Raw genomic sequence first — 25,301 nt, 5'->3', positions numbered from 1 at the left:
CGTCCCGCGGCGCGCACGCGGCGAGCGTGCGTCCGCGACCGAGCCGAGACACGGGAGACATCCATGAGCGAGACCACCGAGACCGCGACGCACGGCGTCCAGCTCACCGACTTCGCGGCCGACAAGGTCCGCAGCCTGCTCGAGCAGGAGGGTCGCGACGACCTGCGTCTGCGCATCGCGGTCCAGCCCGGCGGCTGCTCGGGCCTGATCTACCAGCTGTACTTCGACGAGCGCGTGCTCGACGGCGACGCGCTGGTGGACTTCGGCGGCGTCGAGGTCGTCGTGGACCGGATGAGCGTCCCGTACCTGGACGGCGCGACGATCGACTTCGCGGACACCATCGAGAAGCAGGGCTTCACGATCGACAACCCGAACGCCGGCAGCAGCTGCGCGTGCGGCGGCTCGTTCGCCTGACCGCTCCCGCCCTCCGAGAGCCCCGGACCGTCACCGGTCCGGGGCTCTCGCGCGTCCCCCCAGTTCCCGCCCCCGCTCCAGACCCCGCCCCCGCCCCCGCTCCAGACCCCGCTCCATCCCCGGGTGGATCCATCCGGAGCGGCGCGCCGCGGTGAGTCGCCGTGATCGGTCCACACCAGGCCCGGGTGGATCCACCCCGCACCGCAGGGCGCGGGTGCGCGTCAGAGGTCGGTGAGGCCCGCCGCGCGGCGGAGCTCGGTGACCACGCCCGGGAGGACGGCGCAGAACCGGTCGACGTCCGCGGTCGTCGTGCCGACCGGCAGCGTCAGCCGCACGTTCCCCTGGGTGAGGGCGCCCATCGCCGCGAGGACGTGGCTGGGCTCCTCGGTGGCGGACGTGCACGCGGACCCGGACGCGACGGCGAACCCGGCCCGGTCCAGTGCCGTGACGACGGCCTCCCCGTCGACGTAGAGGCAGGAGAACGTCAGCACGTGGGGGAGTCGTCCGGTCGCGGGGCCGGCGACGTCGACCTCGGGGACCTCGGCGGCGACCCGCGCCCGCAGCCGGTCGACGAGCGCGACCCGCGGGTCGGGTCCGGCGTGCGCGCGGGCGGCCGCGACCTGGAGCGCGACGGCGGCGGCGAGCGCGGCGGGCACCGACACGCCGCCGGGGAACCAGCGGTCCTCGTCGGTCGGGCCGACGGGGGAGCGGCGCACGCCCGCCCGGGTGACGAGCACCGCCACGCCGGGCAGCGCGCCGACGTCGCCGGGGTCGAGGGTCAGCACGTCCCACTCCGGTCCGACGGGCACGTGCCCGAACGAGGAGCCGGCGTCGACCAGCAGCGGCACCCCGGCGGCGCGCGCGGCGGCGTGCACGGTCGCGACCGGCTGGAGCGTGCCGACCTCGCCGTTGGCGTGCTGCAGCGCGGCGAGCGCGACGCCGGGGGACCGCAGCGCGTCGGCGAACGCCTCCGGGTCGACCCGGCCGGCGGCGTCCACCCCGACGGTGCGACGCTCACCCGGGTCGCCGGTCGGCCGGTCGCCGCCGACCGCGACGTCCGCCGCGTCCAGGACGGCCATCCGCTCGACCGCGGAGACGACCACCGCGCTCCCGGTGCGGCGGCGCCCGCGGGCGACGGTGCGGACCGCCCCGTGCAGGGCCGCGGTGTGCGACGGCGCGAGGTCGACCTCCTCCGTGCGGGCCCCGACGAGCGCGGCCACCGCCTCCCGGGCGCCGTCGAGCAGCGCCCGGGCGCGTCGACCCTCGGTGTGCAGCCGGCGGGGGTCCGCCCAGCCTTCGTCGAGCGCGGCGAGGAACGCCTCCCGCGCGGCCGGCAGCACCGGGGCGCGCCCGCCCGCGTCCAGCAGGACGCGGGCGTCCCGGGCCGCGGCGGGGATCGGGGGCGGGGCGGCGTCGGTCACCCGAGCACGGTAGCGGCCCGACCGGTGGCGGTTCCGTGCGCGGCCGGTGGAGCACCTGCGGACGTGATCCAGATGACACTGCGTCATCTCACGGTCCCGAAACGCGGGTCTGGGGCCACGAGGGGCCGGTCAGCGCGCTAGGCTGCTCGGGATCGAGGACATAGGTCCTAGGTGACTTCCCTGTCGGACGGCGCAGCGCAGGCGTCGCGCGCGGCGGGGACCGAAGTGGAAGGCCCCCGGTGCGCTCGCAGACCCCCCGCCCGAGGCGGAACAGACTGGCCGTGGCGGGACTCGTCGGCCTCGCCGCGCTCGCGCTCGCCGGATGCTCGCCGGAGGTCCAGCGCGGCTGGCTGCCCGGTGACTCCGAGAACGAGATCACGAACCAGACCGGCCGCATCATGAACCTCTGGGTCGGCTCCTGGGTCGCCGCGCTGCTCGTGGGCATCCTGACCTGGGGCCTGATCATCTGGTGCGTCGCCGTGTACCGGAAGCGCAAGGACGACGACCAGCTGCCCGTCCAGCTCCGCTACCACGTGCCGCTCGAGATCATGTACGTGATCCTGCCGATCATCATGGTCGGCGTGCTGTTCTACTACACGGCGCGCGACATGACCGAGATCCAGGACACCAGCGCCGAGCCCGACCTCACCGTGCAGGTGATCGGCAAGCAGTGGAGCTGGGACTTCAACTACGTCGACGACGACGTGTACGACACCGGCCAGCACGCGCAGGCCGTCGGCGAGACCGGCGTGCTCGCCGACCAGCCGACGCTGTACCTGCCCGTGGGGGAGAACGTCGAGTTCGTGCTCGACTCCCGCGACGTCATCCACTCGTTCTGGGTGCCCGCGTTCCTCTACAAGCAGGACATGATCCCGGGGCGCACCAACACGTTCCAGGTCGTCCCGCAGGTCGAGGGCGAGTACGTCGGCAAGTGCGCCGAGCTCTGCGGCGAGGAGCACTCGTCGATGCTGTTCAACGTCAAGGTCGTCTCGCGCGAGGAGTACGACGCGCACGTCGAGGAGCTCCGCGACGCCGGCCAGGACGGTCAGCTGGGCCTCGAGTACAGCCGCCTGCAGGACGTCCGGGTCACCGGCGAGGGCGACACCGAGACCGCCGCGGGCGAAGAGGGAGACAACTGATGGCTGCCACCGTCGAGACCGTCCCGGGGCTCGCCCCGCGCCGGCAGACTCTCGGGCGCACCGTCGTCAAGTGGGTCACGTCGACCGACCACAAGACGATCGGCTACATGTACCTGATCGCGGCCTTCACCTGGTTCGCGATCGGCGGCCTGATGGCGCTGCTGATCCGTGCCGAGCTGTTCGAGCCCGGCATCCAGATCGTGCAGAGCAAGGAGCAGTACAACCAGCTCTTCACGATGCACGGCACGATCATGCTGCTGCTGTTCGCGACGCCGCTGTTCTCCGCGTTCGCCAACATCATCATGCCGCTGCAGATCGGCGCCCCCGACGTCGCGTTCCCGCGGCTCAACGCGTTCTCGTTCTGGCTGTACCTGTTCGGTGGCCTGATCGCCGCGGGCGGCTTCCTCACCCCGCAGGGCGCGGCGTCGTTCGGCTGGTTCGCGTACGCGCCGCTGTCGAACTCCGTGTACTCACCGGGTGCCGGTGGTGACCTGTGGGTGTTCGGCCTCGCGCTGACCGGTTTCGGCACGATCCTCGGTGCGGTCAACTTCATCACCACGATCGTGACGATGCGCGCGCCCGGCATGACGATGTTCCGGATGCCGATCTTCACCTGGAACACGCTGGTCACGAGCCTGCTCGTGCTGATGGCGTTCCCGCCGCTGGCCGCCGCGCTGTTCGCGCTCGGTGCCGACCGCCGCCTCGGCGCGCAGGTCTTCAACCCCGAGAACGGCGGCGCCATCCTCTGGCAGCACCTCTTCTGGTTCTTCGGGCACCCCGAGGTCTACATCATCGCCCTGCCGTTCTTCGGCATCGCGACGGAGATCCTCCCGGTGTTCAGCCGCAAGCCCGTGTTCGGATACAAGGGCCTGGTCTACGCGACCGTCGCCATCGCCGCGCTGTCCGTCACCGTGTGGGCGCACCACATGTACGTGACCGGTGCCGTGCTGCTGCCGTTCTTCGCGCTGATGACGATGCTGATCGCGGTGCCGACCGGTGTGAAGTTCTTCAACTGGATCGGCACGATGTGGCGCGGCAAGCTCACGTTCGAGACGCCGATGCTCTGGACGATCGGCTTCCTCACCACGTTCCTCTTCGGCGGTCTGACGGGCGTCATCCTGTCCAGCCCGGCGCTCGACTTCCACGTCTCCGACACCTACTTCGTGGTGGCGCACTTCCACTACGTCGTGTTCGGCACCGTCGTGTTCATGATGTTCGCGGGCATGTACTACTGGTGGCCCAAGTTCACCGGCCGGATGCTCAACGAGCGCCTCGGCAAGATCCACTTCTGGATGCTGTTCGTCGGGTTCCACATGACGTTCCTCATCCAGCACTGGCTCGGCGCCGAGGGCATGCCCCGCCGGTACGCGGACTACTCGCCGGAGGACGGCTTCACCTGGATGAACCAGGTGTCGACCGTGGGTTCGATGATCCTCGCGATCTCCACGCTGCCGTTCCTCTGGAACGTCTACATCACCTGGCGCAAGGCGCCGAAGGTCACCGTCGACGACCCGTGGGGCTACGGCCAGTCGCTCGAGTGGGCGACCTCCTGCCCGCCGCCGCGGCACAACTTCACGTCGCTGCCGCGCATCCGCTCCGAGCGTCCCGCGTTCGACCTGCACCACCCCGAGGTCGCGGCGATGGACCACGTGGAGCCCGACCCCGGGTTCTTCGACTGGGAGGCCGAGCGCTCCGGCGAGCAGGGCGTCGCCCGGGACCGCATGGCCCACGGCGGCGGCGAGCCCGAGCAGTCCTCGGCGACCATCGTGGACGACCGCCCGCGCACCGAGCGTGACACCGACGACCAGGACGGGAGCACCCGATGAACGCGCCCCTGACGCACGACGCCGGTGGCCGGCCGTCCGAGACCGGTGACGGCGCCCGCCCGCGCCACGCGATGAAGGTCGAGCCGTACCTGTTCCTCGGGGGCGTGCTGTTCTTCATCCCGATCGGGCTGGTCTACGCCTGGTGGAGCGGCGGCGAGGCCGTCGGCACCGTCGGCATCCCGCTGGTCGGCGGACTGGTGGGCATGATCGGCGGCTACCTGCTGCTGGTCTCCCGCCGGATCGACGCCCGACCCGAGGACGACCCCGAGGCGCTGATCGCCGAGGGTGCCGGCGACCAGGGCGTGTTCAGCCCGTGGAGCTGGTGGCCCATCACGATCGCGTTCGCGGGCGCGCTGGCGTTCCTCGGCATGGCGATCGGCTGGTGGCTGCTGTACGTCGGCGCGGCGCTCGGGATCATCGGCCTGGTCGGCTGGATCTTCGAGTTCAGCCGCGGGCAGCACGCGCACTGACGCGACCCGCACACCGCACGAGGCCGGGTACCCCACGGGGAGCCCGGCCTCGTGGCGTACCGGGGAGCCGAGGGGTTCGTCAGCGCCGGCGGAAGTACCGGAAGAGGTGCTCCTCCTGCGTACGGGCGACAGCGGCCTGGCACCCGAGCACGGTGCCCAGCAGCCCGGGCACGACGACCGACGTCGCGACGGCGACCAGAGCCGCGGGGTGCTCGCCGCTGCCCCGGGCGATCAGAGCGGCTGCGCCCGCGGCCAGCAGCACGCCCGCGGGCAGCACCCACGCGAGTGACTCCAGGAGCAGCTGGACGTGCTGGGCTCCCGTGCTCACGCCGACGTGCCGCGCCGCCGCGAGCTCGAGCCGGCGGGCACGGGTCGTCGCGAACCCGAGGCCGAGCCCCGCGCCCAGCGTGACCCACGGCGCGTGTCGGGTGGCCCGGTCGGCGTGCAGGCGTGCCCCGTCGAACGACACACCCAGGGTCGTGTTCAGCTGCGAGATCAGCGCAGGCCCCGCCCGCTCGTCGGTGCCCGGGAGGACGGCGAGGCGGGCGGCAGCAGCGAGACCTGCCGGGGTCGGCCAGGCGTCCACCCAGCAGGAGTCGTACGGCTGCATCCGGTCGGCCGGGATCAGCGCCGCGTAGCCGTAGCCCGATCGGCGGCCATCGTCCGGCCACGCGTACGTCGCCCGCACCTCGGTGCTGATGCCGTCGAGGACCAGCGCGTCTCCTGGGCGGACGCCGAGTGCGGTCGCCGCCGGCGCCGCCAGCAGGACGCCCGCCGGCGCGCGACCCTCGGCCCGCAGCAGGGCGGCGGTGCCCGGGGAGACGGCGTAGTGCGCGACGGGCCCACGGGGGAGGGCCGCCGGGACCAGGGCGTGCTGCTCCTGGCGCAGGGCGCCTGCGGCTCGGACTCCCGGGGCGTCGGCGAGGGCGTCGCACGCGGCTCCGTCGATCGCACCGGGTGCCTCGATGGTCAGCACGGAGGCCCCAGCGTCCCGGAACTCCGCACCCCGGGTCAGCAGGGAGTCGACCGCGGAGACGTCCGCGGCGGCCGGGGCGCCGACGAGGACGGCCAGGAGCAGTGCGCACCGCAGGGCGTGCGCGGTCCCGGACGTGACGTCGCGCCACGCCTCGCCCGTCACCCACCTCATGCGACGATCCGCGAGCGGTCCGCGCACGTGAGGTCGATCGTGTCCGTGCAGGCCGCGCGGGTCCGCGCGTCGTGGGTGGCGACCACGACGACGGTCCCGGCCCTCGCCAGGCCCGCGAGGGTGCTGCTGACCTGGGCGGCTGTCAGGGCGTCGAGCTGGGCGGTCGGCTCGTCGACCAGGAACAGGTCGGGGCGGGCGGCGATGCCGCGCGCGAGCATGAGGCGCTGCGCCTCACCCCCGGACAGTGCGGCGAACTCCCGGTCGGCCGCGTCACGCAGCCCGAACTCGCTCAGCAGCTCGCGCGCCCGTTCCTGGGCCGTGCGCCGCGGCACCCCCTGGGCGAGCAGTGGGAGCGCCACGTGGTCGAGGGCGGTGCGCCGGGCCACTCCGTGCGGATTCTGGAAGACCCAGCCCACCCGGGTCACCCCGGTGCGCACGACGGCGCCCTCGGTCGGGTCGAGCCACCCGGCGAGCACGGACAGCAGGGTGCTCTTGCCGGAGCCCGAGGGCCCGACCAGGGCGTAGACCCGGTTCGGGAGCAGCGCCGCGGACACGCCCCGGAACAGGAACGGCTGACCCGGGAAACGGTGGCCGACGCCGTCGAGCAGCACCTGCACCCGTCAGCCGCCGCATCCCGGGGACGGGGCGGTCCGGACCGATGCCGGCAGTGACGATCCGGCTGAGGGCACGACATACGTCTGCCCGAGCTCCGAGCCGACCACGGCGACCGGGACCGCCCGATCCGCGCCGTCTCTGACGCACGTCACGGCCGTCCCGGCGCCCACCACCGCGCCGGGCGGGACGACCCCGACCTCAAGCGGTTCGGCCAACGACCAGGGGACTGTGATCACGAGGTCGGCGCCGACGTCGGTGCTCTCGGTGTCGGGGCGGCTGCGCGACGCCGAGAGCACGGCGAGCGCCTCCGGGTCGCGGACCTCCCCGTCCGCGTCGACCGGCACGACGGCGCCGTGCACGGTGAGCACCCGGTCGCCCGGCGCCGCGTCGGCAGGGGGCATGACGAGCACTGCACGAGACACCGTCGCCGGGAGCTCCACCAGGGTGTCGCCGACCGCGACCTGCGCGCCTGCCCCGGCGACGCAGCGGCTCACCGTGACGGCCGGGTCGGGGAGCCAGACCACGCGCGCGGGGTCGACCTCCGTCACCGAGGACCGCGGGACGGAGCCGTCGGACGCGGCCCGTGCCTCGGTGAGCGCCCGGAGGGTCCCGCGGGTGACCCGGTCCCCGGTCGGGGCGTCGTGGCCGAGCGCACGGAGCGCCCCGTGGAGCGCGGCGACGTCCGACCCCCGGTCACCCACCGCGAGCGTGCGCCACAGCGGCTCGGTGGTGTGCAGGTTCAGCAAGGGGGCGCCGTCGACGGCGAACGACGAGGTGCCGCTCGTGAGCATGCCGCTGTCCGTGCACGTCGTCGCCGTCACCAGACCCTCCGCTCGCGTGCTGAGGGTGCGTGCCTCGCCCGACGACACCTGGAGCGCGAGCTGCCGCTCGTCGGCGAACGCGCGTGTCGTGACCGGCACCTCGGTGATCGGGGAGCCCGCGGCGAGCGACGCGGGCGTGCCCGGCGCGGTCAGCGCGACACCGACGCCGACTCCGCCGGCGAGCGCGGTGACCACGACGAGGGAGAGGACGGAGGCGGGACCCGGTCGCATCAGGGAGTCGACTCCGTCGGGTCGTCGAACGGGTCGGACATGCAGGTGTCCAGCACCGCCGCCAGCCCCGGCTCCAGCTGCTCGGTGTCCCGGAACCTGCCCTGCCGGTCGGCACGGTAGTCCTGGGCGGTGTACGAGGCCGGGACTGCGCGAGCGCGCACCAGGCAGTCGGCGATCGCCACCGCGGCGTCGGTGTTGTCGGGGTTCGCCGTCATGATGTCGTGCAGCGCGCCGACGCTGTCCTGACCTGAGGTGTGCGAGCACTCGGAGACGACCCCGTGCGTGTCCGCACCACCGGGTGCGAGCGACGTGGAGTAGCTGCCGTCCGGCTGGAACCCGTTGAAGGTGATGCCGCGGTCGGCGAGGCACGACCGGAACCGCTCGGTCATCTCGGCGTACTCCGCGTCGGTGATGGTGCCGTCCGCCAGGACGTCGCGGACGAAGTCGTTGGCGGCGGAGCGGTGGAACTCGGCGAGCTCGGCCGCGTACGGGCCGTCGAAGGTCGGCTCTCCCGCGCTGCCGGTAGCGGAGTCGGGACCGGGGGTGGCGGCGTCGGGCGGAGCGGTGCATCCGGCGAGTGCCACGAGCAGGAGCGCGGCCGCGACGCGAGCGCCGGGGCCGCAACGGTGGAGATCCATGGTCCTGGGCTCGGGCCGGGTCAGCTGATGAAGTCGTAGTTCGCCTTGTTCCCGCTCACCGAGGCCTGAGCCGACGCCGCGGCCCGGACGCCCTTGCTCTTCCACCCGCTGTCGATGAGCTGGGCGGATGTCGTCACCGACGCCCGGTGGGTCCTGACGTCGTTGTCGTAGGTCGAGTACACGTTGGTCACGGTGATCCCGTGGTACCAGGTCCCGCCCCCGACGTACTCAGTCGCGGCCTGGGCGCCGCCGGCGGCAGCGATGACGAGACCGGAGGTGACGACGGGGACCGCGAGGACGGTGACGAGGCGACGACGTGCGGACATGGTGCTCATGGCGTGCTCCTTCTCCGGAGGCAGGCCGGTATCGGTGCGGCTGAGACACCGGTTCGGTCGGGAGGAGACCGATGGGACCAGGGTGGTCGACGGCTCGGCGCCGGGGCAAGCAGCGCGACCGATCAGGGGACGTGGAGCTCGCCGCGCCCCGGCGTGTCGTCCCCGTTCGTCCCGGCTTGTCCGCAGCGTGCCGTCTCAGCCTCCGGACACGCCGAGGGCCGGCAACCGCGGCGGGTCGCCGGCCGTCGGTGCGTCCGGGTGCGTCAGAGCGCGGGGACGATCAGCCCCGAGGTCTGGCTGCGGGCGACACTGACGTAGTCGACACACAAGGAGTGCTCCCACATGTCGAGCACGACGATCGGCACGAGGCCCGGCGGGATGTGGGGCGGCCGCATCAGGGTGTGGGCTCCGGATCGACCGCGCCGGTGCCCACGACCGGGACGACACCCAGCGGGTCGATCATGCAGGCGGCCGCGGCCTCCTGCCGGGAGGGCGCCCACGGGACGGCCGCGCCGTCGACCTGCACGAACTCCTCGAGGTCCCGGGCGGTGAAGCCCGGCTCGACGATCCCGCGCTCGACGAGGCACTCGGCCTGGATCGTCGCCGGGTCGAGGTTCTCGGGGTTGAGGCGGATCTGACCGTGCAGGACGACCACGCCCCCGTCGGCGAACTCGCACGTCCCGATGACCTGCATCGGGTCCTCGCTGCCGGTGACGACCGAGACAGTGGCCCGACCGTACGGGTCGTACGTCACCTCGGCGCCGTGGTCCCGGTAGCACTGGTCGACGAGTGCGCGCCCTTCCTCCACCTCGGCATCCGAGATCTCCCCGTCGGCGAGGGCCTGGTGGGGGAACGCGCTGTCCGTGGCTGCGTCGTAGTACGCGAGCTCTGACGCCCACGGGCCACCGACCAGGTCCGAGGGCGCGGCACCGGAGGCCGTGCAGCCGGCCACCAGGCCCACGGCGACCAGCAAGCCCGGAGCGACAGCGTCCCTCCACGCCGAACCCGCTGCCGGATCGACCGAGATCACGCATGCACCATCGTCGGGAAGGCGTAGCAGATGGAAGACGGGTTCGTCGACAAGCCACCAGGGAACGCCCACGCGCCGACCTGGACACCTGTCGTCGACGCCGCGCTGCTCTTGTAGCCGTAGGCCCCGAGCTTGCCGTTGACGTTCTTCACGCTCTTCGAGGTGAGGTTGCTGAAGCTGCACCCGGCGGCATCGGCGCCGGGAGCGGCGACGCTCGCGTCGACCACTCCGATCGTGGTCAGCGCGAGTGCGACTGCTGCCACGCGGAGGAGGTGGGGGCGGCGCACGGACGTGCTGCTCATGGCGTGCTCCTTGGCGGGAAGCAGGCCGGTATCGGTGCGGCTGAGACACCGGGTCGGTCACGTCGGGACCGACGCGACCCAGGGTGGTGCACGCCTGCGCGCGTGGGCAAGCGGTGCGACCGATCGGGGGACGCGGAGGCCGTGACGCGTCGGCGTGTCGTCCCCGTTCGTCCGGAGTTGTCGGCCGCGTGCCGTCTCAGCCTCCGGACACGCCGAAGGCCGGCGACCGCGGCGGGTCGCCGGCCCTCAGTGCGTCCGGGTGCGTCAGAGCGCGGGGACGATCAGCCCCGAGGTCTGGCTGCGGGCCCGCTCGAAGCGCGCGCCGGCGTCGGCCCAGCTGACGATGTTCCACCACGCCTTGACGTAGTCCGCCTTGACGTTGACGTAGTCGAGGTAGAAGGCGTGCTCCCACATGTCGAGCACGACGATCGGCACGAGGCCCAGCGGGATGTTGCCCTGCTGGTCGTAGAGCTGCACGATGACGAGCTTCTCGCCGATCGAGTCCCACGCGAGGATCGACCAGCCGGAGCCCATGATCGTGGTGGCGTTGGCGGTGAAGTGCGCCTGGAACTTGTCGAACGAGCCGAAGAACTCGTCGATCGCGGCGGCCAGCTTCGCCCACGGGCTTGTCGCCGCCCTCGGGGGAGAGGTTCTGCCAGAACACGGAGTGGTTCACGTGCCCGCCGAGGTTGAACGCGAGGGTCTTCTCCAGGCCGGCGACGGCACCGAAGTCGCCGGACTCCCGGGCGGCTGCCAGCTTCTCCAGCGTCGCGTTGGCGGCCGTCACGTACGCAGCGTGGTGCTTGTCGTGGTGCAGCTCCATGATGCGACCGGAGATGTGCGGCTCGAGCGCCGCGTAGTCGTACGGCAGGTCCGGAAGGGTGTAGTCAGCCATCAGTGCCTCTCCTGCTCGTGCCGCGGCTCTTGCGCCGCGGCGGCGTCTTGGCAGCAGGCACGCAGGTGTCCCCGCCGGGGACGTGCGTGCCTGCTTCCTGTCGTACCACGTCCGGGACGTCCCAGCCCGCCAGGACGGCGTGCGGGGTGTGCGGTCGCGGTGCGACGGGGTGGTCCCGGGACGGCGACGCCCGGGCCGCCCCGGCGTGAGCCGGCGCGACCCGGGCGTGGTGTCCCGTTCCTCGCCCACCCGGTCCAACGACCGGGCGGGCGGGATGATTCCCCTGGTCAGGGGGCGGATCAGGAGCGGTTGGTGCCCTCGGTGTCCTCGGGCTCCGGCGCCAGGTGCCGGGTGCCGGCGGACCCCGCCGTGGCGCTCCTCGCGCTGCTCGTCGTGCGCGGCCGGCAGGGCGTCGTGCGCCCCGTGCGACTGCGCGGCGACGAGCTCCGCGGGGGTGACCGGCTCGACCCGGTCCTCGTAGAACACGCGGGACAGGCGCTGCCGCAGCGCGTCCGTGCGGTAGCCCTTGCGGCGCACGCCACGGGCGTCCTCGGCCGGCTCGATCTCGAGCGGACGTCGGGGCTCGTGCTGCACGCGCAGCCAGCGCTCGTGCGCGTCGAGGGGCTTGTGCACCTCGATGTACTCGCCCGACGCGAACCGGACGATGCGGCCGGTCTCGTGGCCGTGCAGGACCAGCTCGCGGTCCTTGCGCTGCAGCGACAGGCAGATCCGCTTCGTGATCCAGAACGCGATCGCCGGGGCGATGAACAGCGCGAACCGCAGCACCCAGGTGATGTCGTTGATCGACAGGTGGAAGTGCGTCGCGATGAGGTCGTTCGACCCGGCGAGCAGCAGCACCATGAACGCGGTGAGGAACGCGACGCCGAACGCGGTGCGGAAGGGCGCGTTGCGCGGGCGGTCGAGCACGTGGTGCTCGCGCTTGTCGCCGGTCGCGAACGCCTCGATGAACGGCCACAGGGCCAGCACCGTGAACAGCAGGCCGGGGATGACCACGCCGGGCACGAGGATGTTCGCCGACACCGTGTACTGGCCGATGACGAACTCGGCCTGGCCGGGCATCAGGCGCAGACCGCCCTCGAGGAACAGCATGTACCAGTCCGGCTGGGCGCCGGCGCCGACGATGCTGGGGTCGAAGGGGCCGTAGTTCCAGACGGGGTTGATCGTCATGGTCGCGGCCATCAGGGCGATGACGGCGAACACCACGAAGAAGAAGCCACCGGCCTTGGCGACGTACACCGGGAACAGCGGGTAGCCGACGACGTTCTTGTCGGTCCGCCCCGAGCCCGGGTACTGGGTGTGCTTGTGCAGCACGACCATGAGCAGGTGCAGGCCGATCAGCGCCAGGATCAGCGCGGGGATCAGCAGGATGTGCACCGTGAACAGCCGGGGGATCAGCTCCGTGCCGGGGAACTCGCCGCCGAACAGGCCGAACGAGATGTACGAGCCCAGGACCGGGATCGCGCGGGCGACGCCGTCGGCGATGCGCAGGCCGTTGCCGGACAGCACGTCGTCGGGGAGCGAGTAGCCGGAGAAGCCGGCCAGCAGGCCCAGGATCATCAGGGTGAAGCCGACGAGCCAGTTGAGCTCGCGCGGCTTGCGGAAGGCCCCGGTGAAGAACACGCGCATCATGTGCGTGACGATCGAGGCCATGAAGATCAGCGCGGCCCAGTGGTGGATCTGCCGCATGAGCAGACCGCCGCGGACCTCGAACGACAGGCGCAGCGTCGAGGCGAACGCCTCGGACATCTGCACGCCGTCCATCGCGGCCCAGGGGCCGTGGTAGTGCACCTCGGTCATCGAGGGCACGAAGAACATCGTGAGGAACGTGCCCGAGATCAGCAGCACGACGAAGGAGTAGAGCGCGATCTCACCCAGGAGGAACGACCAGTGGTCGGGGAAGATCTTGCGGGCGAACTCCTTGACCGCGCCGCCGATACCGGTGCGCTGGTCCAGGTAGTCGGCGGTCGCGGCGGCCGCGCGGGCTCCCGCCGTCGGGGGGGCCGACGGCGTGGAGGGGGATGTCAGGGTGCTCATGTGAGGCGCTCCCAGAAGGACGGGCCGATCGGCTGGTCGAAGCCGTCCTGGGCGACGAGGTAGCCCTCGTCGTCCACGGTGATCGGCAGCTGGGGCAGCGGGCGCTTGGCCGGACCGAAGACGACCTTGGCGCTGTCGGCGGCGTCGAAGGTCGACTGGTGGCAGGGGCACAGGATGTGGTGCGTCTGCTGCTCGTAGAGGGCGACCGGGCACCCGACGTGGGTGCAGATCTTCGAGAAGGCGACGATGCCGTCGTACGACCAGCCCTCGCCCTGCTCGGAACGGAGGTCGGCCGGGTCCATGCGGACCATGAGGACGACCGCCTTGGCCTTCTCGTTGAGGGGGTGCTCGGTGTCCTCGAGCCCCTCCGGGATGACGTGGAACGCGGACCCGATGGTGACGTCCGCGGCCTTGATCGGGCGGCCCGTCGGGTCGAGCACCAGCTTGGTGCCCTTCTTCCACATCGTGTGCTTCGAGCGCGAGACGTCCCAGCCGCCACCGATGTTGCCGACGAGCGGCACGGCGATGGACAGCGGGAACAGCGCGAGCGAGGTCACCATCGCGCCCTTGAGCACACCACGGCGGCCGATCGCGGAGTCCTTGGCACCGTCGCGCAGGGCCTCGACGGCCTTGACGCGGACGGAGTCCTCGGAGCGGATGGCGTGGCGGTCCTCGGAGCGCTCGTGGTCGTTCATCAGGGACTTCGCCCAGTGGACGGCCGCGGCACCGATGCCGATGAGCCCGAAGAACAGGCCCAGGCCCAGCAGCAGGTTCGACGTCCGCATCGACCCGACGGTCTCGCCCGGCGGAAAGAACCAGTACGCGGCGAGTGCGCCGACCGTGCCGATGATCGAGATCGTGAACAGGGCGACGACCTGGCGCTCCGCGCGCTTGTCGGCCTTCGGGTCCTGGTCCGCCTGACGGGGGTGGTGCTCGGGGTGACCCGGGTCCTCGAACCGCTCGGGCAGCGCGTGCGTGCCGTGGGCGGTGAGGTCCGTCGAGGGGTCGTGGTGGGTGCTCACGAGGACTTGGCTCCGATCCAGACCGAGGCGCCGATCAGCAGGCCGATGCCGATCACCCAGGCCCACAGGCCCTCGCTGACCGGGCCGACCGAGCCGAGGGTGAGGCCGCCGGGCGACCCCTCCCGCTGCGCGTCGAGGTAGGCGATGATGTCGCGCTTCTCGTCCGGGGTGATGTTGGCGTCGTTGAACACCGGCATCGACTGCGGGCCGGTCTGCATCGCCTCGTAGATGTGCGTGGGGGTGGTCTCGTCGAGCGCCGGGGCCCACTTGCCCTGGGACAGCGCGCCGCCGGCGCCGGTGACGCCGTGGCACATCGCGCAGTTGGTGCGGAACAGCGCGCCACCGGTGGCGACGTCGCCCTTCGTCGGGTCGACCTGCTCCTCGGTGGGGATCGCGGGGCCGGCGCCGAGGGAGGCGACGTACGCCGCGAGCTGCGCGATCTGCTCGTCGTCGAACTGCGCGGGCTTGGCCATGATCTGCGCGCCGTTCATCTGCGCGGGCATGCGGCCGGTGCCGACCTGGAAGTCGACGGCGGCGGCGCCCACGCCGATGAGGGACGGGCCGCCGGCGCCGCCCTCGACGGCCTCACGGCCCTCGGCGGACACGCCGTGGCAGGTGGCGCAGTTGGCCTGGAACAGCTTCTGACCGGCGGCGACGTCGCTCTCGCTCGCCGCTGCCTGCGCCGCGTCGGCGCTGGCGGGCTGGGCGATCGCGTACACGGCGCCGGTCAGCAGCAGCGCCAGCAGGAGCAGCACGACCGGTGCGGACCGGTGGTGCCTGCGGGCGGCGAGTGCCTTCACGGATGGATCCTCGTCTCGGGCGTGCGGGGGGCTTCGGGAGCTGCGGGGGTGCTGCGGGGGCGTGGCGTCAACGGATCAGGTAGATCGTCGCGAACAGCGCGATCCACACGACGTCGACGAAGTGCCAGTAGTACGAGGTGACGATGGCGGTCGTCGCCTCGTGGTGGCCGAACCGGCCGGCGGTGAACGAGCGGCCGAGCAGGAACAGGAAGGCGATCAGGCCGCCGACCACGTGCAGGCCGTGGAACCCGGTCGTCAGGTAGAACACCGAGCCGTACGGGCTGGAGGAGATGGTCAGGCCCTCGTGCACGAGCTCGGCGTACTCGAAGACCTGGCCGCCGATGAACACGGCGCCCATCACGTAGGTGAGGGTCATCCACTCGTTCATGCCCCAGCCGCGGATGTTCAGCAGGCTGCCGGAGCGGACCGGCTGGAACCGCTCGGCGGCCCAGACGCCCATCTGGCAGGTGACCGACGACAGCAGCAGCACCGTCGTGTTGATCGCCGCGAACGTGATGTTCAGCTTCTCGGTCTGGACGGCCCACTCCTCGGGGACCGTCGAGCGGAGCGTGAAGTACATCGCGAACAGGCCGGCGAAGAACATCAGCTCCCGAGGCCAGCCACACGATCGTCCCGACCGACACGGGGTTCGGTCGGTTGACGCTCACGTGGGGAGCGGAGGCGGGGGCAGCCGTTGCGGTCGTCACGCACGTCAGTATGGCCGATATCCGGCCCACATGGGTCACAAGTCCCAGGGCGTCGCCGAGGTTTCTGTCACACCGTCACCTCGATCCGCGCACATCCCGGGCACGATCCCGCGTGATCGCGCGGCGGGCGCGGCGCGCCGGTCGTCCCGGGTCCCGGGGGTCCGCGGCGTGCCAAGATGCAGGGCAGGGACGCGCGCGAGGCGCCCCGGACGCCCGACGAAGGACCGCGATGTCTGCAGAACTGGCCGCTGACCTGGCCGCCGACCGCCACGACGGAACCGTCGCGGCGCAGGGCCCCCGCATCCTGCTCTACAGCGACGACGCCGACACGCGCGCGCAGGTGCGCCTCGGCGTCGGCCGGCGGCTCGGCCGCGGCGCCCCGGACATCCGGTGGAGCGAGGTCGCGACGGCCGCCGCCGCGCTCGCGCAGGCCGAGACCGGGACGTACGACCTGCTCGTGCTCGACGGGGAGGCCGCCAAGGTCGGCGGCATGGCCCTGGCGCGGCAGGTCAAGGACGAGGTGTTCGGCTGCCCGCCCGTGCTCGTGCTCACCGGCCGCCCGCAGGACGCGTGGCTCGCCGCGTGGTCCGACGCCGACGCCGTCGTGTCCCAGCCGCTCGACCCCGTCGAGCTGCAGGCCGCCGTCGCCGGGCTGCTGCCCGCGACGCCCGGCGCATGACGACCGGCGTCACCTGGGCCGACCTGCTGACGACCCTCGTCGAGCGCGGGGACCTCACCGAGGCCCAGACCGGCTGGGCCATGGACGAGATCATGTCCGGTGAGGCGTCGCCGGCACGGATCGCGGGCTTCCTCACCGCGCTGCGGGCCAAGGGCGAGACCGTCACCGAGCTCACCGCCCTCGCCGACCGGATGCTCGCGCACGCGCTGCGGTTCGAGGTGCCCGGCCGGGCGGTCGACATCGTCGGCACCGGCGGCGACCGCGCCCACACCGTCAACGTCTCGACGATGGCGTCCGTCGTCATCGCGGGCACCGGCGTGCGGGTCGTCAAGCACGGCAACCGTGCCGCGTCGTCGTCCTCCGGGTCGGCGGACGTCCTCGAGGCGCTCGGCATCCGGCTCGACCACACGCCCGCGCGCGTCGCCGAGCTGGCGTCCGAGGTCGGCATCACGTTCTGCTTCGCCCTGACGTTCCACCCGGCGATGCGGCACGTCGCCGTCGCCCGCCGCGACCTCGGCATCCGCACGGTGTTCAACTTCCTCGGCCCGCTGACCAACCCCGCGCAGCCCGCGGCCGCCGCCATCGGCGTGGCCGACGAGCGGATGGCCGGGCTGGTCGCCGGGGTGCTCGCGCGCCGCGGCACCGACGCCCTGGTGTTCCGTGGCGACGACGGCCTGGACGAGCTCGCGCCGACCGGGACCGCACGGATCTGGCACGTCGAGGGCGGCGAGGTCACGGAGCACGCGCTCGACCCGGTCGCCGACCTGGGGCTCACGCGCCTGACGGTCGCGGACCTGCGCGGCGCGGACGCGGAGTTCAACGCCGGCGTCGCGCGTGCCGTCCTCGCGGGGGAGCACGTCCCGTCCCGGGAGACCGTGCTGCTCAACGCCGCCGCGGCGCTCGTCGCGGACGGCAGCCTGCCCGGCACCGGCGCGTCCGGCGGCGACCTCGTCGCGCGCCTCGCGGCGGGGCTGGAGAACGCGCGCCGCTCCGTCGACGAGGGCGCCGCCGCGGACGTCCTCGCCCGCTGGCGCGCCGCCTCCGCCTGACCCCCCGCCGCACCCCCCCCGCCGCGCCCCCGCCCAGCGCTCGCCGAGATGGCACTCCGCGCGTCCACGCCCGCACCTCCGCAGAGGCGCGTCCTGTCACCTCGGCGCCCCGCTCACCCCCACGAGAGGTCACGACACGCTGGGTGACGGGACTGCGGGACGGCGTGTCGTGACCTCTCGTGGGGTGGGTGGAGCGCTGCGCAGCGCGAGCTGGTCGCGGGGTGGCTGCCGAGCCCGGCGCTGACCCGCCCGGGGTCAGTCCTCCAGGCCGAGGGCGAACGCCTGGTCGAGGTCGTGCTGGGAGTACGTCCGGAACGCGATGAAGGTCTGGGTGCGCTCGACACCGGGGACCTTGCTGACGCGGTCGGCGATGATGTCGGCGAGCTCCTCGTGCTCGCGGACCCGGACCATCGCGATCAGGTCGACGCCGCCGGTGACGGAGTAGACCTCGCTCACACCGGGGATCTCGGCGATGGCGGCGGCGGCCTCGGGGATGCGGGCGGCGTCGGTGTCGATGTGCACGATGGCGGTCAGCATGACGCCATCATGCCGCGCCGGCGGCTCCCGTGGCCGGGTCCTGGGTCCGGTGCGTCCCACGGGCTGCCTCGGCGGTGAACCGGATGTCGCGGCCGGCGCTGCCGTCGAGGTGGCCGGTGCCGTCCAGCGGGTCGTCGAGCACGTCGAGCGCGCTCTCCACCGCGGCCTCGACTGGGGAGTGCGCCGCGACGGCCTCCGCGGGGTCGGTCCGCGCCTGGGCGGACTGCACCGGGTACGCCCAGGGCTCGCTGACGCTGACGATCCGCACCCCGGGCCGGCCGAGCCACGCGAGGACCAGGTCGGCCTCCTCCGGGTGGCCCGCGGGCGCGGGCGGGACGGGTGCGGGTACGTGCTCGCCGGTGACGCGCAGCGAGTCGATCGCGGGCTGCGGGTCGGTGCGCGGCGGGACGAGCGCGGTGCCCGCGAGCCGGCCGTGCCGGACGAGCACCACCTCCCAGCCGCCGACGTCGGTGCGCCGGGCGGCGACGAGCTCCGCGCAGGACGCCAGCGGGGCGAGCCGCTGGGACCGGGCCGCGCCACGCAGGAACGCCGCGAGCCGGTCGCGGACCCCGGCGGCCTCCTCGAAGCGCTCCTGGCCGGCGAGCGCCCGGATCCGCCCCGCGTGCGCGTCGACGACCTCGGCCGGGTCGGTGAGCATCGCGCCGCGGACCCGCTCGACCGTCGCGGCGTACTCGGCCGCGGCCTCGGGGCGGACGCACGGCGCGCTGCACCGGCCGATCTCCGCGAGGTGGCAGGCGGTGGCGCCGGGCGCCGGGACGAGCGGCAGCCGGGTCGTGCAGCGGCGGATCGCGAACGCGTCGTGCAGGGCCTCCAGCGCGGTCTGGGCGGCGCCCCGGGAGGCGAACGGGCCGATGTGGGTGGCGTCGGCGCGGACGTCGCGGACCACGGACAGGCGGGGGAACGGCTCGGCGGTCAGCCGGATCCACGGCATGCGCTCGGGGGAGCGGGAGCGGCGGTTGTAGCGGGGGGAGTGCTCGGCGATCAGCCGGAGCTCGCGGACCTGCGCCTCCAGCGGGGTCGCGCACACCACCGGCGTCACGGCCTGGGCGATCCGCACCATCTCCCGCATCCGGGAGCGCTTCTCCGCCGCGGTGAAGTACGAGCGCACCCGGGTGCGCAGGGAGGTGGACGTGCCGACGTACAGCACCTCGTCCTTCGGGCCGCGGAACAGGTACACGCCGGGGGCGTCGGGCAGCCCGTCCGCGAGGGTGCGCTTGCGGCGGACGTCGGCGGGCACCGGATCGGACGCCGTCGCGAGGTCCTCGAGGTGCGTGATGCCGAGGGGCGCGAGCCGGCTGAGCAGGGCGTGCAGGACGTCGACCGTGGCGCGCGCGTCGGCGAGGGCGCGGTGCTCGGGGGTCGTCGTGGCGTGGAACAGGGCCGCGAGCGTGCCGAGCTTGTGGTTGGGGGCCTCGTCGCGGGTGACGACCCGCCGGGCCAGCCGCACGGTGTCGACGACCGGGAACGCGGGCCAGTCGTGCCCCGTCGCCGCGGCGGCGGCCTTGAGGAACCCCACGTCGAACGGCGCGTTGTGGGCGACCAGCACCGACCCCTGCGCGAACTCGAGGAACGCCGGCAGGACCGCCTCGATCCGCGGGGCGCCGATCACCATCGACGTGGTGATGCCGGTGAGCACCTGGATCTGCGCGGGCACGGGCCCGCCGGGGTCGACGAGGGTCTGCAGCTCGCCCAGCACCTCGCCGCCGCGCACCTTGACCGCGCCGATCTCCGTGATGGCCGAGCTCCCCGGCGCGGCACCGGTCGTCTCGAGGTCGACGACGACGAACGTCACGTCCGACAGGGGCGTGCCGATGTCCTCCAGCGTCACCTGGACCGGGCGCCCGGTGAGGGGCGGCGCGGGCTCGGGACGCAGGGGGACGGGGGACCGGCGGGACATGACCGGCACGCTAGCGGCGGGGTCCGACACGCCCGCGCTCCCGCCGGCCCGGCGCCGGCCACGGGGGGCGACCCCTAGGGTGGCGGACATGCCCGCCCCCGTCCCCGCCGCCGTGCGCACCACCGTGCTGGCGCTCGCCGCGGACGTGCTGGGCGCGCTCGACGTCGCGGCCGTGCCGGTGCCGCTGCGCGCCGTGCGCCGGTTCGCGCCGCGACGGCGGGCGGACGCGGGCGCGGGGCCGCTGTGGTCGGCGGTCGAGCAGGACGACGGCTTCCGCGCGAAGGTCGCCCGCGCGTGGTCGCAGGCGCACCCGGCCGCCGCCGCGACGTTGCTCGCCCCGGACGTCCCCGACTCCACGGGCGCCCCCGAGGCCTCGGACGCGGCCGACGCCCCCGATCCCTCGGACACCCCCGACCCGCTCACCCTCGCCGTCGGCGCCGTGCTGCTCCGCCCGGACGGCTGGACGGAGCGCGTCGCGGCCCTCGTCCCGCCCGCGTCCGACCCCGCCGACGCGCCCTCGACGGACCACCCCGCCCGCGCCGAGCGCGCCGACGCCGAGCTGCGCCGCCTCACCGCCCGCGTCGCCGCCGAGACGACGCGCGCCGACGCCGCGGAGGCGGAGCTGGCCGCGCTGCGCAAGGAGCTGCGCCGTCTGCGCTCCGACGCGGACCGGGCGCGCGCGGAGGCCCGGCGGTCCGCCGAGCACGCGGCCGACGTCGCGGCGGCGGCGGAGCGGGTGCACGCCGAGTCCGCGCGCGTGCGTGCCCAGGCCGACGAGGACCGCCGTCGCGCGGACGACCTGGCCCGGACCGCGCGCGCGGACGCCGCCGTGCTCCGCGAGCTCGCCGAGGTGCGGGTGCGGCTGCTGCTCGACACCGTGGTCGAGGCCGGCGCGGCGCTGCGCACCGAGCTCGCGCTGCCCCCGGCGGGCCGGATGCCCGCGGACCTGGTGGCCCCGGAGCACGTGCCGGCGGCGGCCCGCCCCACCTCGCGCGGGCGCGGTGCCGACGACCCGGCCCTGCTGGACGAGCTGCTGGCGATGCCCCGGGCCCACCTCGTCGTCGACGGCTACAACGTCACGAAGCTCGCCTGGCCCGACCAGTCGCTCGCGGAGCAGCGGCGGCGCCTGGTCGAGCGCCTGGCCAACCTCGCGGGCCGCACGGGCGCCGAGATGACCTGCTGCTTCGACGGCCACGACGCGCCGCCGGAGCGCGCGCCGTCGACGCCGCGGGGCGTGCGGGTGCTGTTCTCGTCGGGGGAGATCGCCGACGACCTGATCCGCCGCCTCGTGCGCGCCGAGCCGACCGGCCGGGTGGTCGTGGTCGTCACCAGCGACCGCGCGCTCGGGGCGGACCTGGAGGCCGCGGGCGCGCGCGTGCTGCCGTCCGCGACCCTCCTGGCGCGGCTCGGGCGGGTCTGAGGCGCGCCAGGAGGGTCGTCGGCCGGCGTCGCGTCAGCCCGCGTGCTCCTCGCGGTAGATCGCCTCGACGTCGGTGGCGAAGTCCTTGAGCACGTGCGTGCGCCGGACGCTGAGCTTCGGCGTCAGGTGCCCGCCGGCGATCGTGAGGTCGCGGTCCAGGATCCGGTAGCGGCGGATCGACTCGGCCCGGGAGACCGCGCGGTTCGCCCGCTCGACGCCCTCGTCGATCGACGCGATCACCTCGGGGTCCAGGGCGGCCTGCTCGACCGTCAGCGCGGGCCGCCCGTGCGCGGCGCACCACCCGGGCAGCCCCTCGGCGTCGAGCGTGACGAGCGCCCCGATGTACGGCCGGCCGTCGCCCACGACGACCACCTGGCTGATCAGCGGGTGGGCGCGCAGCCGGTCCTCGAGCACCGCCGGGGCGACGTTCTTGCCGCCCGCGGTGACGATGATCTCCTTCTTGCGGCCGGTGATCCGCAGGAAACCGTCCTCGTCGAGGGACCCGAGGTCGCCGGTGCGGAACCAGCCGTCGTCGAACACCTCCGCGGTGGCCGTGGGGTTGTGGTGGTAGCGCGTGAACACCTGGGGGCCGCGGACCTCCACCTCGCCGTCGGCCGCGATCCGCACGGACGTGCCGGGCAGCGGCGGCCCGACGGTGCCGATCCGGGTCTTCGTGGGCAGGTTGACGGTGGCGGGGGCGGTCGTCTCGGTCAGCCCGTAGCCCTCGAGGATGCGCACGCCGATCCCGCGGAAGAAGTGCCCGAGCCGCTCGCCCAGCGGCGCGCCCCCGGAGATCGCCCACTCGATGCGGCCGCCCATCGCCGCGCGCAGCTTGTGGAACACGAGCCGGTCGGCGAGGGCGTGCTGGGCGCGCAGGGCGAGGCCGGGGCCGCCGGTGTCCTGCGCCCGCGAGTACGCGATCGCGGTGCGGGCGGCCCAGTGGAAGATCTTCAGCTTCCCGGCGGCGGCCGCCTTCTGCTCCGCGGAGTTGTAGACCTTCTCGAAGACCCGGGGCACCGACAGGATGAACGTCGGCTGGAACTCGGCGAGGTCGGTCAGGAGCTGCTTGGTGTCGGGCGTGTGCCCGAGCACCGCGCCCGCCGGGACGCACAGCACCTCGACGAACCGCGCGAACACGTGCGCCAGCGGCATGAACAGCAGCGTCCGCGCGCCGGGCGTCGCGACGACCTCCCCGAGGCCCTCGACCGCGTTGCGCGCGAGGACCGCGAAGTTGCCGTGCGTCAGCTCGACGCCCTTGGGCCGGCCGGTGGTGCCCGAGGTGTAGATCAGGGTCGCGAGGTCGTCGCGGCCGGCGTACCGGGCCCGCCGGTCCAGCTCGTCGTCGGGGACACCCGTCCCGGCGGCCTCGAGGTGCGCGACCGCGCCGTCCTCGATGACGAGCACGTCCCGCAGCAGCGGCGCCTCGGGGCGGACCTCCGCGACCGTGGCGGCGTGCGCGGCGTCCTCGACGACGAGCAGGGTGACCTCGGCGTCGGTCAGGATCCAGTGCACCTGCTCCGCGGACGACGTCTCGTAGACGGGGACGGGGACCGCGCCGGCGCGCCAGAGCGCCCAGTCGAGCAGCGTCCACTCGTAGCGGGTGCGGGACATGATGCCGACGCGGTCGCCGGGGGCCACACCGAGCGCCGCGAACCCGCGGGCGACCGCGCGGACGCGGCGGTCGAAGTCGCGTGCGCCCACGGTGTGCCAGGTGGTGCCCGTCCCGGGCGTCTTGTACTCGATGAGCGGGCCGTCGCCGGTGGCGTCGACGCGGGCGTCGAGCAGGTCGAGCAGGTTCTCGCGGGGACCGGCGTCGACGAGCAGGGGGGTGCTGAACTCCTCCATGTCTGGCTCCATTGTCAGAGGTCGGAAGGTTCTGCGCAGCATAAGGGACCAAGGTCCCGGATGCAGGGAACGGGTCGCGACGTCACCCGCACGTGCGTGCACCGGACGGCAGGGCGCGCTGGGAGCGTGTGCAAGGACGCCTGGTTTGCACGCTAGCGTGGGGGCGCACGCGCGCAGGGCTGCCGCCGGCGCCCGGTGCGTCCATCCCCGGGACCGACGGCCCGCGCGCGTGCGTGACGCAGAACTCTGACGCGGAAGCAGGGCAGCATGCACGCCATCGGTGTGGACATCGGCGGGACGAAGATCGCCGCCGGTGTGGTCGACGAGGACGGCCGGATCATCGCGAAGACGCGTCGTGACACCGACCCGCGCGACTCCGCCAGCGTCGACCGCGGCGTGATCGAGGCGTGCCAGGAGCTCGCCGAGCAGCACGAGGTCGGGGCGATCGGCCTCGCCGCCCCCGGGTTCATCGCGGCCGACCAGGCCACGGTCCTGTTCACCCCGAACCTGCCGTGGCGCGAGCACCCCCTGCGCGACATCGTCGCGAAGGAGATCGGCGACGAGGTGAAGATCGTCGTCGAGAACGACGCGAACGCCGCCGGCTGGGCCGAGTTCCGGTTCGGCGCCGCGCGGGACGTGCAGGACATGCTCATGCTGACCATCGGCACCGGCCTGGGCGGCGCGCTCGTCGTCGCCGGCAACCTGGTCCGCGGCGCGTGGGGCGTGGCGGCCGAGGTCGGCCACATGCGCGTGGTCCCCGGCGGGCACTACTGCGGCTGCGGCCACGAGGGCTGCTGGGAGCAGTACGCGTCGGGCTCCGCGCTCGTCCGCGACGCCCAGTCCGCGCTGATCACCCAGCCCGACCGCGGCGCGCGGCTGCGCGAGCTCGCCGGCGGCGACGCCGACGACCTCACCGGCCCGCAGGTGACGCAGGCCGCGCAGGAGGGCGACCCGCTCGCCGTCGAGCTGCTGGCCGAGCTCGGCCGGTGGATCGGCGAGGGCTCTGCGTCCGTCGCCGCGCTGCTCGACCCCGCGATCGTCGTCATCGGCGGCGGCGTGAGCGCCGCGGGCGACCTGCTGCTCGCCCCGGCTCGCCGGGGGTTCCTCGACCAGCTCTCCGCCCGGGGCCACCGCCCGGAGGCCACGTTCGCCCTCGCCTCGATGGGCAACGACGCGGGCATCGTCGGCGCCGCGGACCTCGCCCGCCGCTGACGGACGCCGCCGGCGCGGTCGCACCACCGCGCCGTCGGCGCGCTCGGACCACCGCGCCGTCGGCGCGCTCAGACCACCGCGCCGTCGGCGTCGTCGTGGTCGTCGTCGCGCCGGTGCGGCATCCGCCACAGCAGCACGCCCAGGCCCAGCAGCAGCACCACGCCGGACGCCTGCAGGACCGCCGACGGCGCGTCACGCCACGCCACGACGACCACGAGCCAGAGCAGCGGCACGCCGGCGACCGCCAGCCACGCCATCGTCAGCAGCGGGTCGCCGCCGAGCACCGGCCCCGGCTCGGGCGGGGAGAAGTGCTCCGCCGCGTCGACCTCCCGCTCGGCCTCGTCCATCCGGTCCGTGGCGTCCCAGTCGCGGCCGGTCGCCCCGACGCCCTCGGCGCCGGTGGTGGGTGGGTCGTCGTCCCGGCGTGCCGGCCGCACGACGCGCCGGTCGGTGACCCAGGGCGCGACGGGGTAGGTTACGGCGGGACCGGACGCGGTCCGCGGGTCGTCCTGACCCACGGGCCCGGCCGCGGGATCCGCCGGGTCAGCACTCCCGGGACGGGCCCCGGTGCCCGTGTCTCCGCGCAGGTCCGCCACGATGGCGGCCCACTGCTCGTCGGACACGCGTGCGTCGCCGGCCCCGCCGGGTACCGCGTCGCGCTCCTCGTCCCCGTCCGGGGCGGGGTCGTCGGCGGGGTGGTCGGGACGCGAGGCCATGGCAGCACTCTAGAGTCGGCTCCGAGCACACGGCACGAGCACACGGCACGAGCACAG

Annotated in this window: 23 protein-coding genes and 3 pseudogenes; 8 read left to right on the top strand and 18 right to left on the bottom strand. The window is 73.9% G+C overall.

Annotated elements, in window-relative coordinates; translation table 11 throughout:
* The first annotated feature begins 63 nt into the window (after window positions 1-63).
* Window positions 64-414, top strand: a complete 351-nt coding sequence (gene erpA / locus AC1VL8_RS15910) for an iron-sulfur cluster insertion protein ErpA (RefSeq protein WP_389229856.1) — start codon at window positions 64-66, stop codon at window positions 412-414.
* A gap of 221 nt (window positions 415-635) precedes the next feature.
* On the opposite strand, the gene AC1VL8_RS15905 is transcribed toward erpA, so the two are convergent.
* Window positions 636-1,835, bottom strand: coding sequence for a cysteine desulfurase family protein (locus AC1VL8_RS15905; protein ID WP_483075830.1), 1,200 nt, complete (start codon window positions 1,833-1,835; stop codon window positions 636-638).
* A gap of 281 nt (window positions 1,836-2,116) precedes the next feature.
* Between AC1VL8_RS15905 and ctaC the strand changes: the two genes are divergently transcribed.
* From ctaC to AC1VL8_RS15890, 3 genes are all read left to right on the top strand, one after another.
* On the top strand, window positions 2,117-2,974 hold the full coding sequence (gene ctaC, locus AC1VL8_RS15900) for an aa3-type cytochrome oxidase subunit II (protein ID WP_389229850.1): 858 nt from the start codon (window positions 2,117-2,119) through the stop codon (window positions 2,972-2,974).
* Window positions 2,974-4,800, top strand: coding sequence for an aa3-type cytochrome oxidase subunit I (gene ctaD / locus AC1VL8_RS15895; protein WP_389229847.1), 1,827 nt, complete (start codon window positions 2,974-2,976; stop codon window positions 4,798-4,800). Before ctaC ends, ctaD begins: the two co-directional genes overlap by 1 nt.
* A gap of 71 nt (window positions 4,801-4,871) precedes the next feature.
* Window positions 4,872-5,270 (top strand): cytochrome c oxidase subunit 4, encoded by a 399-nt coding sequence (locus tag AC1VL8_RS15890; RefSeq protein ID WP_389230536.1) that lies wholly within the window; start codon window positions 4,872-4,874, stop codon window positions 5,268-5,270.
* A gap of 79 nt (window positions 5,271-5,349) precedes the next feature.
* Here the strand turns inward: AC1VL8_RS15890 and AC1VL8_RS15885 are convergent, their stop codons facing one another.
* The 13 genes and pseudogenes from AC1VL8_RS15885 to ctaE form a co-directional block, all read right to left on the bottom strand.
* A complete protein-coding gene (locus AC1VL8_RS15885) occupies window positions 5,350-6,417 on the bottom strand; it encodes a hypothetical protein (protein WP_483075829.1) in 1,068 nt (355 codons plus the stop codon).
* On the bottom strand, window positions 6,414-7,028 hold the full coding sequence (locus AC1VL8_RS15880) for an ATP-binding cassette domain-containing protein (protein ID WP_483075828.1): 615 nt from the start codon (window positions 7,026-7,028) through the stop codon (window positions 6,414-6,416). Before AC1VL8_RS15880 ends, AC1VL8_RS15885 begins: the two co-directional genes overlap by 4 nt.
* A 9-nt stretch (window positions 7,029-7,037) precedes the next feature.
* Window positions 7,038-8,084, bottom strand: a complete 1,047-nt coding sequence (locus AC1VL8_RS15875) for a hypothetical protein (protein ID WP_483075827.1) — start codon at window positions 8,082-8,084, stop codon at window positions 7,038-7,040.
* The gene (locus tag AC1VL8_RS15870) at window positions 8,084-8,668 is read right to left on the bottom strand and encodes a hypothetical protein (protein ID WP_483075826.1); all 585 of its coding nucleotides are present in this window, start codon (window positions 8,666-8,668) and stop codon (window positions 8,084-8,086) included. The genes AC1VL8_RS15875 and AC1VL8_RS15870 overlap by 1 nt, the downstream gene beginning before the upstream one ends.
* Window positions 8,669-8,742: 74 nt before the next feature.
* Window positions 8,743-9,057 carry a lactococcin 972 family bacteriocin gene (locus AC1VL8_RS15865; RefSeq protein ID WP_483075825.1) on the bottom strand — a complete coding sequence of 105 codons (315 nt, stop codon included), beginning with the start codon at window positions 9,055-9,057 and terminating at the stop codon, window positions 8,743-8,745.
* Between the two features lie 263 nt (window positions 9,058-9,320).
* Window positions 9,321-9,452, bottom strand: coding sequence for a hypothetical protein (locus AC1VL8_RS15860; RefSeq protein ID WP_483075824.1), 132 nt, complete (start codon window positions 9,450-9,452; stop codon window positions 9,321-9,323).
* On the bottom strand, window positions 9,452-10,030 hold the full coding sequence (locus tag AC1VL8_RS15855; protein ID WP_483075823.1) for a hypothetical protein: 579 nt from the start codon (window positions 10,028-10,030) through the stop codon (window positions 9,452-9,454). The genes AC1VL8_RS15860 and AC1VL8_RS15855 overlap by 1 nt, the downstream gene beginning before the upstream one ends.
* A gap of 53 nt (window positions 10,031-10,083) precedes the next feature.
* Complete coding sequence (locus AC1VL8_RS15850; protein ID WP_483075822.1) at window positions 10,084-10,389, bottom strand: hypothetical protein; 306 nt, start codon at window positions 10,387-10,389, stop codon at window positions 10,084-10,086.
* A 264-nt stretch (window positions 10,390-10,653) separates the two neighbouring features.
* A pseudogene (locus AC1VL8_RS15845) lies at window positions 10,654-11,284 on the bottom strand (superoxide dismutase).
* Between the two features lie 393 nt (window positions 11,285-11,677).
* Window positions 11,678-13,339 (bottom strand): annotated as a pseudogene (gene qcrB / locus AC1VL8_RS15840) (cytochrome bc1 complex cytochrome b subunit); the annotation flags it as partial.
* The gene (gene qcrA, locus AC1VL8_RS15835; protein ID WP_389229824.1) at window positions 13,336-14,361 is read right to left on the bottom strand and encodes a cytochrome bc1 complex Rieske iron-sulfur subunit; all 1,026 of its coding nucleotides are present in this window, start codon (window positions 14,359-14,361) and stop codon (window positions 13,336-13,338) included. The pseudogene qcrB and the gene qcrA, both read right to left, overlap by 4 nt.
* Window positions 14,358-15,161 (bottom strand): cytochrome bc1 complex diheme cytochrome c subunit, encoded by an 804-nt coding sequence (gene qcrC / locus AC1VL8_RS15830; protein ID WP_389229821.1) that lies wholly within the window; start codon window positions 15,159-15,161, stop codon window positions 14,358-14,360. Before qcrC ends, qcrA begins: the two co-directional genes overlap by 4 nt.
* A 67-nt stretch (window positions 15,162-15,228) precedes the next feature.
* Window positions 15,229-15,868, bottom strand: a pseudogene (ctaE, locus tag AC1VL8_RS15825) (aa3-type cytochrome oxidase subunit III).
* A 229-nt stretch (window positions 15,869-16,097) separates the two neighbouring features.
* On the opposite strand from ctaE, the gene AC1VL8_RS15820 reads away from it, so the two are divergent.
* Entirely contained in the window at window positions 16,098-16,547 is a 450-nt protein-coding gene (locus tag AC1VL8_RS15820; protein WP_389229815.1) for a response regulator, read from the top strand.
* Window positions 16,544-17,596, top strand: coding sequence for an anthranilate phosphoribosyltransferase (gene trpD, locus AC1VL8_RS15815; protein WP_483075821.1), 1,053 nt, complete (start codon window positions 16,544-16,546; stop codon window positions 17,594-17,596). Before AC1VL8_RS15820 ends, trpD begins: the two co-directional genes overlap by 4 nt.
* Window positions 17,597-17,851: 255 nt before the next feature.
* Here trpD and AC1VL8_RS15810 read toward each other — a convergent pair whose 3' ends face one another.
* Together AC1VL8_RS15810 and AC1VL8_RS15805 are read right to left on the bottom strand one after the other, a co-directional pair.
* Window positions 17,852-18,133 carry an Lrp/AsnC family transcriptional regulator gene (locus tag AC1VL8_RS15810; RefSeq protein WP_389229809.1) on the bottom strand — a complete coding sequence of 94 codons (282 nt, stop codon included), beginning with the start codon at window positions 18,131-18,133 and terminating at the stop codon, window positions 17,852-17,854.
* A gap of 7 nt (window positions 18,134-18,140) precedes the next feature.
* Window positions 18,141-20,051: a DEDD exonuclease domain-containing protein gene (locus AC1VL8_RS15805; RefSeq protein WP_483075820.1), complete on the bottom strand. Its 1,911-nt coding sequence runs from the start codon at window positions 20,049-20,051 to the stop codon at window positions 18,141-18,143.
* Between the two features lie 88 nt (window positions 20,052-20,139).
* On the opposite strand from AC1VL8_RS15805, the gene AC1VL8_RS15800 reads away from it, so the two are divergent.
* Window positions 20,140-21,471 carry an NYN domain-containing protein gene (locus AC1VL8_RS15800; RefSeq protein ID WP_483075819.1) on the top strand — a complete coding sequence of 444 codons (1,332 nt, stop codon included), beginning with the start codon at window positions 20,140-20,142 and terminating at the stop codon, window positions 21,469-21,471.
* 33 nt (window positions 21,472-21,504) lie between these two features.
* Here AC1VL8_RS15800 and AC1VL8_RS15795 read toward each other — a convergent pair whose 3' ends face one another.
* Window positions 21,505-23,316 carry an AMP-dependent synthetase/ligase gene (locus AC1VL8_RS15795; RefSeq protein ID WP_483075818.1) on the bottom strand — a complete coding sequence of 604 codons (1,812 nt, stop codon included), beginning with the start codon at window positions 23,314-23,316 and terminating at the stop codon, window positions 21,505-21,507.
* Between the two features lie 267 nt (window positions 23,317-23,583).
* On the opposite strand from AC1VL8_RS15795, the gene AC1VL8_RS15790 reads away from it, so the two are divergent.
* Window positions 23,584-24,528, top strand: coding sequence for an ROK family glucokinase (locus AC1VL8_RS15790; RefSeq protein WP_389229798.1), 945 nt, complete (start codon window positions 23,584-23,586; stop codon window positions 24,526-24,528).
* Window positions 24,529-24,596: 68 nt separating this feature from the next.
* Here the strand turns inward: AC1VL8_RS15790 and AC1VL8_RS15785 are convergent, their stop codons facing one another.
* Window positions 24,597-25,244, bottom strand: coding sequence for a hypothetical protein (locus tag AC1VL8_RS15785; protein WP_483075817.1), 648 nt, complete (start codon window positions 25,242-25,244; stop codon window positions 24,597-24,599).
* Window positions 25,245-25,301: the final 57 nt, after the last annotated feature.

Source organism: Cellulomonas sp. KU4C (genome assembly GCF_056868065.1).
Note: the sequence above shows the minus strand (reverse complement) of the source record. Positions and strands in the feature narration are given on the sequence as shown.